Raw genomic sequence first — 15,225 nt, 5'->3', positions numbered from 1 at the left:
AAAGTATGAAAACTCTAACCTTGTTGCTTGTCGCCACGCTCCTTGCGGGTTGTGGCGTCACCGCATCCTCCCGAAACCCGGGCTATGTTCAATTTGATGCGCCAAAGTACGAAGGCCTGAAAAACGATACGTCAATTTCTCTTGGACCTCGTTTGCTTCACTTTGCTGCCCGACATACGGATGACGACCCACAGACCAAGGCCTTACTGCAATCCCTCGAGGGCGTGCGGGTCAGTGTTTACCAGGTGCCCCCAAGCGTTGATCATGAAGCGCTGCGTGATGAAGTGGGCATCGCCACGGCAAAGGCTTTCGACGAGCACTGGAGCCCCATTGTTCGCGTAGTAGAGGACGATTCCCGAGTGCACATCTTCGTAAAGGAGCAGGATGGGCTTCTCCTTGGCATTGCAGTGGTGTCCGTAGATCATGAAGAACTTGTGTTCGTGAATGTCATGGGCGAGATGGCCGCAGAAAATCTTACAGCGCTATCATCGGTAGTGCCGGGTACCGATACTCTTGCCCTGAGCACCGTTAGCGCAGAATAAACACTCTTGGCGCCGCGCCGGCTTGAGCAAAAAGGCCGGCATTCAGTTAAGGGCTCTTCCCGCGTATTCTGTGCAGATCAGCCCACGAGGGCTCTCTGCGCGGAGTTAACGCGATGCTGCGACTCATCCGGCACACCGCCGTCATTCTCATCACGCTTGCACTTTTGGCAAGTAATGTCCTGCTTCTCACCAACACCGCCTTTAACGCGGCGATTTCCACGGCGCTGGCTACCACTCTGGGCGTACGCACCGTCAGCTCAGCACTGTCTGCAAAGCTAGCGGGCAGCGAGCGACAGGCGCGAGTTCTCAAAAGTGCGCAAGTCAAACGCAACGCAGCCGTACGTGGCTTTGGCAAAAACCTCACCGCAAGGACCAAGCGCGTGGCGGCCCGAGGCATCGCGGCCATACCTGCCGAGTCGATCCCTTACATCGGCGCGGCGGTCGTGGTATCAAGCATGGTGTATGAGCTCTTTGAGGCCTGCGAAACCCTGCGCGAACTAGACTCGTTGTATGCTGACCTGGGTGTGGCAGAGAACGTACCCTCCGATGCCATGAGTACACTGTGTAACCCGCCGCCCCTGGAAGAGCTGTTTCCCAATCCTCTCTCGCAACCGGACGTATAAACGCCATGCCCAAACCTACTGTCACCTCGTCACCTATCGCAAAGGTTCTGCTGGGTTTTGGGGTCATCGCTATGACCAGCAGCGGCATGGCCGCCACCGAAGATCAGCGACCAACCGGACTCAATGGTGCGACCTGGCAGTTCGGACCACTCAATAGATGGGCCTATACGCACATGAGTGAAGTTCTGCCCAGCAAAACAATTCGCCGAGGGGCTGCGGCACCGCGACCCATTCCCGGTCTGTCAGATGCAGCCGATGACCTAGAGATAAGCTGGGAAGGATCGCCCACACCGCTCTCCCAACTGATGGAGGAGCAATACGTTGATGGCCTTCTGGTGATCAAGGATGGCAAAGCTGTCGTCGAACGCTACGCCGGCACGCTGACCGCCGAACGCACCCATCTGCTTTGGTCCGTCAGCAAAACAATCACCGGTCTTACTGCGGCAAGCGTGGCAGCAGATGGCCTTATTGATCTTGACCACACCGTCGGCGACTACGTCCCGGAACTCGCCAATAGCGGCTGGGGCACCGACAGCCTCAGAGATATTCTGGACATGCGCGACGGCTCCGAGTGGAACGAAGACTACGCCGCCGCCGATAGTACCGTGCGGCGCCAGGACTGTTCTGACGGCCTGCTCACTGGGCCTGACTGCGCCGGAGTGGACGTCACGGGGAACTATGTTTTTCTTCCCGCCGTCGGTCGCATGCCAGGGCGTCAGGGTAGCTTTGTCTACAAGTCGGGCACCACAGACGTGATGGCCTGGGTTCTTGAGGCGGCGACAGGACAGCGCTTTGCAGACCTGGTATCTGAGCGAATCTGGCAGCGTATTGGCGCAGACCAGGATGCCGGCATCACGGTGGACACCGGAGGCTTCACCCTAGCATCCGGTGGCATGCATGCCACACTAAGAGACGTGGCTCGCGTGGGCCAGCTTATGCTGAACTTTGGTAAAAGTGGCGATACGCAGGTGATTCCCAAAGCTTGGCTGCAAGACATTTTCTCCGATGATGGTTCACGCAGCTGGCCCCACCCGGCAGCCGCCGGAACTCGCCCCTATTACCGATCATTTGTCTGGGGACTGGGGGACGGTCGGGGTTCGGTTCAAGCCCGCGGCGTGCATGGTCAGGTAATTCACGTAGGCCCGGAATCTGGCGTGGTAATCGTTATGCTGTCCAGCTGGCCCGATGCAGAAGGCGGCGCAGCGAATGTTGGCTTCCCGCAGCAGCAACAGCTGATTGAGTCTATCGAAGCCGCTTTACGCTGAGAGCTAAAAAGACAGCTCTAGAGGTCTTCGATGGGGACGTAATCAATATCGAAGCCAAAAGCGCGGGGCTCAACAACCTTGAGCGCTTTTTCGCTGCGGTAGTGCGGCGGGCAAGCAATGCCAAAAACAGTGACCCGCTGCCCGTAATGCACGCGCTCGGCATTAATGGGCGCCGATGTTTCATGATCCACCATGGTAATCAGATCCGGCACACTGGCAACCACCCGACCGTCACTTTCTGCGAGTAGAAATTCATTTTTGATGGTCAGCCGCAGAGGCGGAGAATCGTCAATAGTCGACTCCAACACAGCTTCACCCACATCAAAGCCGCCGACGGTTTTGCGATTAATGTCCACGACCTTGCCGGTATACAGGCGCTTAAACTGCCCGTAGTCCGATGCCTCAAACAACTCCCGCAGGGGCGCTTCAATATGTGCAGCGTTCCCCGAAAAGCGCTTGAGGGCTCGACCCAACTCCAACGCAAAGCTGATGGTGCCGGGGATAATCGCGCGGCGCGCCTCTTCGGAGATCATGGGATGTTCCGCCGTAAACACCATCCCGCCCATGGCCATGGACAAATTACGGATTTGCCGCTCGTACAGCACCGCATCTTTCACATCGAAATAAACGGCGCCGCCACTGTAATCCACTGCCACCGCGGGGCTGGGCTTTACGCCCTCAATGGCAAAGGTCATCATTTGTGCCTCGGGAAGTGCCCGGGCCATACCGTCACCATCAATCAGTGGAATGCCTTTGGCGGCCGCGGCCAAGAGCGGGATCACTGAGTTGGCACCGCCGACCTCAAAAGAGACCAGGTGGCTAATAGGCCTCCCCATCCAAGCCTGCAAGCGGTCGACTACCTCCAGACATTCATTGCCAATGGGTAGATGCTCCAAACTAATCGATGGCGCACCTACCTCACCCACAGCAACTACCAGCGAGTCATCCGGAAGCTCGCTCAAGGGAAATAAGGTCACCGGGCCGTGCTTCTTTAACGCCTCGGTAACCAGCAGCTGACTGATATAGGGGTCACCGCCACCGCCGGTGGCAAGAAACACCGAGCCCATGCACAGCTCTTCGATGTCTTCATGAGTAATCGTGACGCTCATGCCTGACCCCCTGCAAAATCCAGATCACCGATCATCTTTACGCGTAGTCGTGTGGACTCATCGGCCATATAGGAGATGGCCGTTTCTTCGATGTCGGCAACTCGAATACTCGCCTGTTTGGCACCCGCCTCAATTAGCTCGGCGCCAAGTTGCGTCTTAAGCTCTGCAAGCACCTCCTCCCGAGGCTGCTCGCGGTAGGACACAATACGTTCCGACTCACGCCCCACCTGAGCGTTGGCTGCGCCGATAGCATTCGCTACGTCGGCGTGCTCAGGTCGATGCAGCTGCGATGCATTGGCAAGATCTCGAGACACCAGTACCGCCCCCCCACCCACAAGAATCACCGGCACGGGCTCACGACTGGACTTCATCTGATCAATACCGTCATCGATGATCTCGTGCATGCGGTGCATGGCGGTCTCCACCACATCGGCAGGCAGTGTGGCGAGCTTGTCAGGGCTACCGATATCCGCCACACCGGCAGCAACCGCGATATCCGTGGTGGTGAGCGTATCGCCGCCAAACACCAAACTCTCGGTGACCAGACGGTAGCCCACACTTTGCGGACCGATCGTTTGCCCGTCTGTACTGACACGGCTACCACCACCAAGGCCAATCGCCTGAATATCCGGCATGCGAAAGTTGGTACGGACGCCACCTACTTTAATCGCCACATTGGACTGCCTTGGGAATCCTCCCTGCAGCACACCAATGTCTGAGGTAGTACCGCCAATGTCTACCACCACCGCATCGCTCAATTGAGTGAGAAGACTGGCACCACGCAAAGAGTTAGTCGGACCCGAGGCAAAGGTCAGCGCAGGAAACTGTGCTGCAAACTCTGCCGACATCAAGGTACCGTCGTTCTGGCTGATGTAAAACGGGCAGCGAATGTCCCGAGCAGCCAGCGCATCCTCAAAAGCCTGCACAACATTTTTGGCCAGAGGGCGAAGACTGGTGTTGAGGATTGCCGCGTTTTCGCGCTCAAGGAGGCCCATGCCGCCAATCTGATGAGATAGCGTAAAGCCAACGCCGGGAATCTTTTCCTGCAAACGCTTTGCGACGATAAATTCCTGCTCGGGATTGGAGGGAGAGAAAACCCCGGAAATCGCCACAAGGGAAATTCCCTTTGCCGCAATGTCGTCAATGACGCCATCAATCTCGGCATTATCGAGTTCTCCAATAGGAAAGCCGTCATAAGTCAGTCCACCGTGCACCATATACCCATGGCGTCCGATGGCATCGGCGATGTCTTCGGGCCAATCTGTCATGGGCGGAATCATCTCGCCGGAGGGCAGCGCAATACGGATGATGGCCGTGGGAGCCAGCTCCCGACGTTCGATCACCGCATTGGTGAACTGAGTCGTACCGATCATTACCGCTTCGATGGCATGGTGCGCAACACCACTGCGCTTCAGAATAACGTCCAGCGCGCCCAGCACACCGTCCCTGACGTTCCCCGAGGTCAGAAACTTGGTGGAGGCTATGACCTTGTGTCCATCAAGTATTACCGCGTCTGTGTGCGTACCACCGACATCGATACCAATCCGCATAAATTCTTACCTCTTACGCCTACTGGCCAGCCACTCAACAAGCGTGTAAGCCAACATTGATAACAGCAGTGCGTCCAAAGCCCCAATACTGGTGACCGACGCTCCCGCGTAATACAGCCATGCAGAAATCAAACCGGCACCCAATGCCACTGCCACTGCGTTAAAGCGGATTGCCGGGCGCTGCTCAAGATGGTTCGCAGAGAAATCTCTGCGCCCAAATACATAAAAGTCGGCAAAATAGATGCCGGCGATGGGCGGCACGAGCAGTCCCATAAGTATCAAAAAGTCGATGAGCTGATCCGAGATACCCACGATAGCGGCCGCCGTTCCGACTATACCCATGACAATGACCACTGAGCGATAGTCGCCCAGGGGGACAGACGCACGAGACGCCAAGGCGGTGGAATACAGATTGATGACATTCGTCGTCCAGGTAGCGAACACCAGAACCGCCAACGCCAGACCACCAAAGCCCATGAGCAGCATATAGGTCATCGGCTCGAGCTCGCCCCACACCAATACCGGAATCATGCCCACGATGTAGGCAATACACATACCCCCGCCTTGGCCGACAAAAGATGCCACTACGCAATCGCCGGTAGTGCGCGCATAACGCGTGAGGTCCGGTGTGAGTACAACCCCGACAATGGCTGCGCCGATCACGGCAGAAATTCCCGTGGGCATATCAATCGCTCCGCTTCCGGGCAGATCCAGAAGCTCGGTAAAAGCGACCTGACGCAGTGAGAGCATCACTACCCCCGCTAGGGAGAGCAGCAAGAATGGCACAGCGACCAAGGCGAGTCGGTCAATGGCTTTAAAGCCGTAGATCGTAGTAACGGTCACGATAAGACTCGATAGCACCGTGTAGGACCACTCCGGCAGCGCCAGCGTGGTGAGTTCGCTGGCGGCTAAAAACAGTGTTCGACCAAAGAGCTCCGCGGTGACCGCGTACCAACCAAGGAGGAACACGCCAAAGCCAAAGTTAATGAACTTGGCGCCCACATAGCCAAAGGTGTGCTCGATGATCATGTAGCTGGAAAGTCGCGTACTCGCCCCGACGATAGCGGCAGGTATGGACATGAGACTCAGCGCCAAAGCACCGAGTAATGTCGCGGTTATGGCAGACCGCAGGCCCATGCCCTGAGCAAGCTCACCGGCGCTGTACATCAATGGCAGAGTGATGGAAATACCGATGAGTACGATACCGATCTGAAAGCCACTGACGGCCTCTGCAGGATCTACCGGCGTGCGCGAATCCGCGTCGTAAGCGAGGCTGTCAGCCAAAGCGATAATCCTGTTCTATCGGTATTGGCACGACCCTAACACACGGACATTGATCACTTCTTCGATGGACCTCAGTGCATCCAGTGAGTCATCAGTAGGACAGGCTTCCAGATCAATAATGTTGTACGCCAGATCGGCACGGCTCTTGTTGAGCATATCGACGATGTTGATGTCGTGCTCAGCAATGATCGCTGTGATCTGGTTCAGCACCTTGGGCACGTTTCGATTAGTGATAGTCACTCGCACCGGCGTGGTACGTGGCAGGGCAATATTCGGAAAGTTCACAGAGTTCGCGATATTGCCGTTTTCCAGAAAATCCATGAGCTGGTCGGCGACCATGATGGCGCAGTTCTCCTCCGCCTCGCCGGTGCTGGCACCAATATGCGGCATTTGCAGTATTCCAGGATGGCGGAGAGTGTCGTTAGCCGGAAAATCCGACACATAGCGATGCATTCGTCCATCATCCAAGGCGCGAACAATGGCGCTGTTATCGACGATCTCGCCCCGGGCAAAGTTTAAAAGCACCAACGAAGGCTTAACCCCGGATAGCAGGTTGTCACTGACCAGACCGCGAGTCGCATCAAGCACGGGCAGATGAAGGCTGATGTAATCGGCCCGACCAAACAGACTGTTCAGGTTGTCCATCTTCTCGACGTCACTGGACAAACGCCAGGCGGCTTCAACGCTGATCGCGGGGTCGTAGCCAATCACCTTCATACCCAGTGCCAGACCCATATTGGCAACCAGAGAGCCAATGTTTCCAAGGCCTACAACGCCCAGAGTCTTACCAATGAGTTCAGTGCCGGCAAAACGCTTCTTTTCTTTTTCGAGCAGTGGATCCAGGCCATCCTGCTGATCAAGAGACTCCACAAACTTCATCCCCGCGTAGATATCTCGCGAACCTAGCAGCATTCCAGCCAAGACTAATTCTTTAACGGCATTGGCGTTGGCACCCGGGGCGTTAAACACAACTATGCCCTGTTCAATGCAGCGCTCCAGCGGCACATTGTTCACTCCCGCACCCGCCCGACCGATGGCCTTTAGCGTCTCGGGAAACTCCATGTCATGGAGCTTCTGGCTGCGAATCAGAAAAGCATCGGGGTGCGGTAGCTCACTGGCGACTTCATAGTCCTCCCGTGAAAAGCGGTTCAGGCCTTTGACCGAGATGGTGTTGTAGGTGCGAATTTTGTACATAAGACTGCTGGATATGGCTGCAAGAGCGCGCGATTGTAGGTCCAATAGCCTATATACCGCCAGACAACATAAGATAGCCGTTTCGGTTCTGGAGCTTCCTCATGATCAAAGCACTTGCCATGCTGTTACTTGGCGTCCCACTTATAGCCGCTGCAGCAACGGATGCCCGAGACAGCTTTACCAGCGTAACGCCAAAGAATTTTGATAGCGGCGGCGACGTCAGCCTGCAGTTTCACCTGCATGCGGAGTCTTATCTTCGCAGCACGACCATATCTCGTGGAGAGTCCCGGCTCGAGTTGGAGCTTAGCCCCTCGCAGGAACTTGAGGTGGCGTCCGTCACCGTTGACGGCGAAGAGATCGATTTTGCCAGCTATGTTGAAAACGATGCACTGCTGGACAGCGTGCTTGTGCTTCACGGCGATCGTATCGTGTTCGAAGCCTACCCAAGGATGAAGCCCGGACAGCGGCACTTCGGCTGGTCAGTAACCAAAGTACTGACCTCGGCCACGCTTGCCACCCTGGTTGCCCAGGGCAAGGTCAACATGGACGATGCTATCGAGAAGTACCTGCCTGAACTTAGAGGCAGCGCTTGGGCGGGCACCTCGGTCCAAAACATTGCTGACATGGCCTCCGGGATTGATTGCCGTGATAGCGACGGCTACCAAGACACCTCCACCTGCGTCTATCGCATGGAGGAGGCTCTGGGCATCACAGCATCCACGGGCGATACCCCCGCATTTGTTCCGCTCATTCAGGGCATGCAGCGCCTGCGGCCTGCCGGCGAGCGTAACGAGTATGTATCGGCCAACACCAATGTCCTGATGCTGTTGATAGAACGCATCACCGAGCAAAGTTATGCGGCAGCGGTACAGGAGCGCATCTGGCAACGCATCGGCGCAGAATCAGATGCACTCATGGCCATCAGTGCCGAAGGACACGCCTATGCCTCAGGCGGGCTCATGGCCAGGCTGCGAGACCTCGCTCGCTTTGGGCGGGTGTTTACCGATGCCCGGCGCTTCCCGGATATCGCCAGCACCATGATGGCAGACCTGAATTCCGGCGCAGGCATCAACAGAAGTGACGAATCGCTAAAAAGACTGGCCCTGGAGCATGGCGACGACCTCCCCAAGCGCGCCGGCTGGCAGTGGGACCGAGTCTGGGACGATGGCGGATTGTATAAGAGTGGCTACCTGGGCCAGGGACTCTACGTAGACGCTAAGCGTGATCTTGTCATCGCCTGGTACGGCACTGGCATCAACTACGACGAAGATGCGACCGATATGCTGCCCGTAGCCCGGCAACTGGCAGTCTCGGGCTTGTTTGATAGCTCCTCTACCAACACCGATCTCAAAGCGGTGATTCAAAATCGCAATCACGCCTACGAAGCGGCTTTTAAAGCGCAGGACATTCCACGCCTCCTCGCGCTGCATACTGACGATGTCGTCTTCATGAGCTCCCATAGAGAACGGGTTGTAGGACTCAAAGAGTTGGAGGCGTCACTCACCGGCGAGCTGTCTCTGGGCAGTAGTTCGCTCACTCTCACAACACAGGAAGTGACACGCTCGGGAGAGCTCGCCATGGAACTTGGACGCTACGAGTTAACGCTGGGCGGCGACACGCAAAACCCCATCACTGACGCGGGTGATTACCTCGTGGTATGGCAGCAAGATGCGGCGGGACAGTGGCTCATTTATCGCGACATCACCACCAGCACCCAAGCATCGCCCTAACGGAGAGCCGAGACAGCAGCGATGGATATTCCCGGGGAATTCATGAAACGCCTACCCACACTTCCTGGTCTTGTGATCGCGTTAGCTGTGATTACGCTCAGTGCATGCACTGAGCGCGTTCAACTACCCGATGGCGTCTTCGCCCCGGATGCTCCGAAACAGTGGAAACTGGAGGGGCCTCCTCGCAGGGTAGGTGAATTTCGACTGTCGCCCCAAGCTGGTTACGAAATCACCGCCAAGGTTCTCAGCAAACGCCACTATCGCTGGGACGACCTGGCGGCACTCGCTCCCTGGGACTTTGCTCTTGGCTGGGGGGTCCTCTCCGACGAAGCCGTTCTTCGCCCACTCAAGGTGGCTCAAGGTGATCGTTTTATGTTCTGGCATCTTTATGACGCACCCATAGACATCAACTTAGTGAACCGATCATCGTCTAATGTGCACCTAATTCCCGCCAACGAGGTGATTTTAGAAAGAATTGCAAACACCCCCAACGGTGCCATTGTTGCGCTATCCGGAGAACTCGTGGACGTTCATTTCCCCGACAATAAAGTGATCCCCAGCAGCCTTAGTCGTCTGGATACCGGCCCCGGCGCCTGCGAAATCCTCGTGGTGCAGGACATCAGGCTTCTACATCCCGCCAGCACCACAATCGATACAACGCGCACATTGAACTCAGACTGATCGTATTTTTAGATCGCCTTTTAATTTTTAATTCATTTTACTGTTTGAGTCTGAAATCCTACTCTAATTAGGTGCTTGACCTATGGTCAGGCGTTTTAGGCACAGGCAGACTTTAATAGACGAGACATATCACGAGGATTTTATGACTATGTTCAAGAAAAAACTGCCCCTCTGTGTGGCAATGGCAGCGGCGCTGTCGGCTACAGCGTCCGCAAGCGCTGACTCCATGCACGGTGAACCCAAATCGGTACAGGACTGGTGGCCTCAGGCGCTCAATCTACGCCCGCTTCACCAAAACGAAAACACAGCCAACCCCATGGGCCCCAACTTCGATTACGCCTCGGCTTTTGCAAAGCTCGATCTGGCGCAGGTGAAAGCCGACATCGAGGCGATCATGACCAACTCCCAGGACTGGTGGCCTGCAGACTACGGCAACTATGGTCCGTTCTTTATTCGTATGGCCTGGCACAGCGCAGGCACCTACCGCACCATGGATGGCCGTGGCGGTGCTGGCGGTGGCCAGCAGCGCTTTGAGCCACTGAACAGCTGGCCTGACAACACCAACCTTGATAAGGCTCGCCGTCTACTGTGGCCCGTAAAGCAAAAGTACGGCCACGCTCTTTCCTGGGCTGACCTGATGGTCCTCACGGGTAACGTTGCCCTAGAGACCATGGGCTTTAAAACCTTTGGTTTTGCCGGCGGTCGCGAAGATGACTGGGAACCCGATCTTGTGTATTGGGGGCCTGAATCCGTGATGCTCGCAGACGAGCGTTACACGGGCGAGCGAAAGCTGGAGAAGCCTCTGGCTGCAGTACAAATGGGCCTGATCTACGTTAACCCCGAAGGTCCCAATGGCAATCCTGACCCTCAGCTTGCCGCCAATGACATTCGCGAGACCTTTGGCCGCATGGCCATGAACGATGAAGAGACCGTTGCATTGATCGCGGGCGGGCATACCTTTGGTAAAGCGCACGGTGCCCGCAAGCCCGAAGGCTGCCTGGCGCCAGAGCCTGCCGGTGAAGGCGTGGCGAGTCAGGGCATGGGCTGGAACAACAGCTGCGGCAAAGGCAACGCTGAAGACACCATTACCAGTGGACTTGAGGGTGCCTGGACTGCGGCACCCACACAGTGGTCCATGATGTACATCTCAAACCTGTATGCCTATGACTGGGAGATGACCAAGAGCCCAGCCGGCGCCACTCAGTGGGTGCCTAAAAATGGTGGCGGCGCGGATACCGTTCCCGACGCACACATCGACGGTAAGCGTCATCAGCCCATCATGTTCACTACTGATCTGGCTCTAAAAGTAGATCCGAGCTACCGCAAGATCACTCAGCGCTTCTTGAAGAATCCAGAAGAGTTCGAGATGGCCTTTGCCAAAGCCTGGTTCAAACTGACCCATCGCGACATGGGGCCTCGCGCTCGCTACGTCGGCGCTGATGTACCCGAAGAAGTACTGATGTGGATGGACCCCGTACCCGCGGTGGATCACGACCTTGTTGATGCATCTGACGTTGCGGAACTCAAAGCGAAAATCCTCTCTTCTGAGTTCACAACTGCAGAACTGGTGCGCACGGCCTGGGCTTCAGCTTCGAGCTATCGCGACAGCGACATGCGCGGTGGTGCTAACGGTGCTCGAATCCGCCTGGCCCCCCAGAAAGACTGGGCAGCCAACGATCCCAAAGAGCTGGCTCGGGTGCTCAAGCGTCTGGAACGCATCCAAAAGGACTTCAACAAGTCTCAGCGGGGCGACAAGCGGGTCTCTCTGGCTGATGTGATTGTGTTGGCTGGCGCTGCAGCCATTGAGCGCGCCGCAGAAACTGCTGGCTACGACGTAGAAGTTCCTTTCACGCCGGGCCGCACAGATGCAAGTCAAAAGCAGACCGACGTGAACAGCTTTGCGGTGCTCGAGCCCAAGGCCGATGGCTTCCGGAACTATTACAGTGACGAGGCTTACCGTAAGCCGGCTGAAGCGCTGCTAGATAAGGCTGACCTGCTTGATCTTTCAGTGTCCGAGATGACAGTGCTGCTCGCAGGCATGCGTACTCTGAATGCCAACGCGGGCGGATCACAGCACGGCGTGCTCACGGATCAAACCGACGCTCTGGATAACGACTTCTTCGTCAACCTTCTGGATATGCGCAACGTCTGGCGTCCCACCAAGGACAATCCCTATGTTTACGAAGGCCGGGATCGTGTCACTGGAGAGATGCGTTGGTCTGCCACCGAGGTTGATCTGGTGTTCGGCTCGAACTCCGAGCTGCGTGCCATCGCCGAGGTCTATGCCTACGATGGCGCCGAAGAAGTGTTTGTTCACGACTTTGTAGAAGCTTGGAGCAAGGTCATGAAGCTTGATCGCTTTGATCTCAAAGGCGGTGACAGCATGGTAGCGGCGAACTAAACGCAACTCAGAATTGCAAAGCCCTGGCTCTAGTGGGCTTTGCAAGAACTATACAAGGCGGCTCCTGTAAGGGGCCGCCTTTTTTGTTTATCGCTCGTGGGCGAGACAGACGGCAATCCTTTGAGTCAGGCTGTGTACCGGTCTTAAGTGGCTCGACTTCGCTTTACTCGAGCTGCTCGCGCATCTCCATCAGCGACAGAGTATTAAACAGCGCGCTCGACGGACGCTCGACCAAAACGAAGCCGACCCACCAATCAGCCTTCAGCCGCCAGCGCATGCAAAACCACACGACGCCTGCAGGCGGCGGCGAGGCAGGCGGTAGTTCTTTGAGCGACCGTCGAGCGCGGCTGACAGTGCTGAGGCGCCGCTGGAGATGCGCGAGCAGCTCAAAGGACTGTCGTCTGCGTCAGCGACTCAAGATGCACAGACAGCTCGAGTAAAGCGGGGGCGGGCCGTCAGCCGTCGTGATGACAAGTCGAGGGCAGCTCAAAGGACTGTCGTCTGTCTCAGCGAGTAAAGATGCGAGCAGCTCGAGTCAACGATTCTGGTAACGGTTAAGATCAAACTGGCCTGCTTCTATCGGATCGTTCTTTCGATAAAACGCGGTGAAATCATCACTGAGCTTCCAAAACCAGGGTGCTGTTCGGCGCACACCGAACTGATCGACCAGGGACTCATAGTCCTGATCGCTTTGCAGGGACTGAAGCGCGTCCGTGAACTTGGCCAGCTGCCCCTGGGTGATCTGAAAAAACATATTTGGATAAGAACCGATAAAGCCCTGGGCAACAGTGAGGGTGTCTTCTTCGGGTAAACGGCGATTTTCTTCGGCAAAGAGTTGGGCATTGTTACTGTGCGCCTGATTGTGCACCAGACTGTACACACTGGCCTCACCCCGACTGCTCAACACTTGCAGGAACGCCACCTCTGGCATGTAGCTAAACGCCTTGTTAGGACTATTCATCAGTCCAGCCAGCTCTGGCTCCATAACGGCGTAGCGCAGATTTACCGCGGTGGGTATGCGCGCCTTAAACATCGCCATAAGCTCTGCCTTGGGATCATCGCTTTGAAACTCAATCGCGGTGTCGCGTTCAAATTTAGCATTTTCAGGAGACATTACGTATTTCTTTACGTTGCCCTTTGCACCGCGATACCAATGATTGCGTACCGCAACACGCTCCTCTTCTGGCAAGAACAACAGGAATGCCTGCTCTCCTTCCATACGTAAGAAGTCCATATAAAGACGGCTCTCCAGCTGATGTCCCACGGCGCCATAAACATCAAAACCAGCCACCAAGAGATAGTGAATGCGTTCAAGAAGCGAGTAGTCGATCACCCACATGGTCTGGGGTTGCTGTCCCACAAGCCCCTTCACTACCGTGGCACTATCAAAGTGTCTGAACACCGTAAGTGCTGCATTGTCATTTTTCTGAGGGCCGCCATCCCAGATCAGATTCATATCCAGCTTAAGACTATCGCGGTCAATCACCTTGGCAATGGCCTTGGCCTGAGACCTCAGAAAACGCTGCTGGCTCTTCGCATAACCGTTCCATTGCAGTGCCGTCACCACGAGGCTTCCCTTGGCCTGGGGCAGTCTCATTTCATGCGCTTCCGCTGCTAAAAAGTCGGCTCGCTGTTCCGGGTCAGCGGCATTGGGACGCACAAACGCCACCCAAAAGTGATCGTCAATCACATTGAGCGCCACCTGGCCACGACACACCGGCCCCTTGATGTAGGCCATGATCGTAAAATGCGCCTCTTCCAGCATGAAGCGATAGCGCGCCTCCACGGGAAGTTGCTCAAAGTTCACAAAAGGGTTCGCCGACTCCTTGCCGCGATAGCCGGGCAACTTTGTAACGGCATACTCTGGATCAAGAAAGAGGCTCTTCCAGCGAGCCATACGTTCGGCGCTGAGCGCATACGGCATGTGGCGCTTCGCAAGTCGGCTGACGTAGCGAATCTGCAAGCGATAAAAGAAAGCGTCGGTACCCGGATCATCGTAGGGACGGCGGGTTGCAATCAAATCAATGGGCTGCCCGGGGGGGGTGCGTGATCGTACGAGCTTGTACCAACCCGAGCTCTCATGGAGATCCTCAAAGTACAGATCACCAATAAACAAATGCTCAAAAATATAGCGGCTCATGAGCCGGGACTTGTTATCTTCGGCGTTAAAGAATCGCTCCCAGTCATCTACAGCACGCAGCTCGGCATCCGAGCGAGGAGCAACATCTACCCCCGGCGCGCCATCTTCAATCCATGAGGTAAGCAACGCCAGTTTGTCCGGATCCAAACCCGGGAAACCGTAAGGCATACCCTGATAGGGACGCTCTTTACGATAACTATTGAACTCCTCGGGCTGGGGACAACTCTGATCGCGATCGAGGTTAAAGTCGAAGTTATCGGGTAATGGCCCCTTATCTGGCAGCGGATACTCTTCCTTCAGTTCCAACATCTGATACATCAGGCCCTGCTTAGGATCCTTTTTGTTGAGAACCTCAAAAAAACCCTTCTTACGCCACTCTTCAATGCTGTGGGCGTCTTCGTAAAGACGCGTGAGGTTTGCTGAAAGCAAACGCGTTCCGTCGTAGACCTTGTCTTTGTTCGCGCCGCGCTCGAGACCCATCCATGCATCCATTTTTAGCTGGCAGGGTGCGTCGTAGCAGCCGTGACAAACCATGCAGCGTTGTTCCACGACCGTCTTCACGGGTGGTGGATAGTCTTTGGACAATAGCGATTCGCCATGTGATGTGGCAGAAAGAGGCGCAATACCCAACAGCAAAATGCCAGCTAAGCGTCCCGCCAAGGCAGCGCGGAGGAATCCATACACAGCGAAAAATTTCATAAGGACA

General features: G+C 55.9%; 11 protein-coding genes. 6 read left to right on the top strand and 5 right to left on the bottom strand.

Annotation, left to right across the window (positions count from 1 at the left end; all coding sequences use genetic code 11):
* Nucleotides 1-5 precede the first annotated feature (5 nt).
* The 3 genes from R0135_RS13515 to R0135_RS13505 all read left to right on the top strand — a co-directional run bounded on the left by R0135_RS13515 (nt 6) and on the right by R0135_RS13505 (nt 2,430).
* On the top strand, nt 6-542 hold the full coding sequence (locus R0135_RS13515; RefSeq protein WP_407347407.1) for a DUF4252 domain-containing protein: 537 nt from the start codon (nt 6-8) through the stop codon (nt 540-542).
* Between the two features lie 113 nt (nt 543-655).
* A complete protein-coding gene (locus tag R0135_RS13510) occupies nt 656-1,165 on the top strand; it encodes a hypothetical protein (protein WP_407347405.1) in 510 nt (169 codons plus the stop codon).
* Nucleotides 1,166-1,170: 5 nt separating this feature from the next.
* Nucleotides 1,171-2,430, top strand: a complete 1,260-nt coding sequence (locus R0135_RS13505) for a serine hydrolase domain-containing protein (protein WP_407347403.1) — start codon at nt 1,171-1,173, stop codon at nt 2,428-2,430.
* A 17-nt stretch (nt 2,431-2,447) separates the two neighbouring features.
* On the opposite strand, the gene R0135_RS13500 is transcribed toward R0135_RS13505, so the two are convergent.
* Genes R0135_RS13500 through R0135_RS13485 form a run of 4 tightly spaced genes read right to left on the bottom strand, consistent with a single transcriptional unit; the run spans nt 2,448 to nt 7,567 of the window.
* Nucleotides 2,448-3,539, bottom strand: coding sequence for a DUF917 domain-containing protein (locus R0135_RS13500; protein WP_407347402.1), 1,092 nt, complete (start codon nt 3,537-3,539; stop codon nt 2,448-2,450).
* Nucleotides 3,536-5,089 (bottom strand): hydantoinase/oxoprolinase N-terminal domain-containing protein, encoded by a 1,554-nt coding sequence (locus tag R0135_RS13495; RefSeq protein ID WP_407347400.1) that lies wholly within the window; start codon nt 5,087-5,089, stop codon nt 3,536-3,538. The genes R0135_RS13500 and R0135_RS13495 overlap by 4 nt, the downstream gene beginning before the upstream one ends.
* 6 nt (nt 5,090-5,095) lie before the next feature.
* Entirely contained in the window at nt 5,096-6,373 is a 1,278-nt protein-coding gene (locus tag R0135_RS13490) for a purine-cytosine permease family protein (protein ID WP_407347398.1), read from the bottom strand.
* A 15-nt stretch (nt 6,374-6,388) separates the two neighbouring features.
* On the bottom strand, nt 6,389-7,567 hold the full coding sequence (locus tag R0135_RS13485) for a phosphoglycerate dehydrogenase (protein WP_407347396.1): 1,179 nt from the start codon (nt 7,565-7,567) through the stop codon (nt 6,389-6,391).
* 101 nt (nt 7,568-7,668) lie between these two features.
* Between R0135_RS13485 and R0135_RS13480 the strand changes: the two genes are divergently transcribed.
* The 3 genes from R0135_RS13480 (at nt 7,669) to katG (ending at nt 12,379) form a co-directional block, all read left to right on the top strand.
* Nucleotides 7,669-9,297 carry a serine hydrolase gene (locus tag R0135_RS13480; protein ID WP_407347394.1) on the top strand — a complete coding sequence of 543 codons (1,629 nt, stop codon included), beginning with the start codon at nt 7,669-7,671 and terminating at the stop codon, nt 9,295-9,297.
* A 42-nt stretch (nt 9,298-9,339) separates the two neighbouring features.
* Nucleotides 9,340-9,978 (top strand): hypothetical protein, encoded by a 639-nt coding sequence (locus tag R0135_RS13475; RefSeq protein WP_407347392.1) that lies wholly within the window; start codon nt 9,340-9,342, stop codon nt 9,976-9,978.
* Between the two features lie 82 nt (nt 9,979-10,060).
* Nucleotides 10,061-12,379, top strand: a complete 2,319-nt coding sequence (gene katG, locus R0135_RS13470) for a catalase/peroxidase HPI (protein WP_407347390.1) — start codon at nt 10,061-10,063, stop codon at nt 12,377-12,379.
* Between the two features lie 535 nt (nt 12,380-12,914).
* Here katG and R0135_RS13465 read toward each other — a convergent pair.
* The gene (locus R0135_RS13465) at nt 12,915-15,218 is read right to left on the bottom strand and encodes a fatty acid cis/trans isomerase (RefSeq protein ID WP_407347389.1); all 2,304 of its coding nucleotides are present in this window, start codon (nt 15,216-15,218) and stop codon (nt 12,915-12,917) included.
* Nucleotides 15,219-15,225 lie beyond the last annotated feature (7 nt).

This window comes from Congregibacter variabilis, assembly GCF_045689235.1.
Classification (GTDB): Bacteria; Pseudomonadota; Gammaproteobacteria; order Pseudomonadales; family Halieaceae; genus Congregibacter; species Congregibacter variabilis.
Note: the sequence above shows the minus strand (reverse complement) of the source record. Positions and strands in the feature narration are given on the sequence as shown.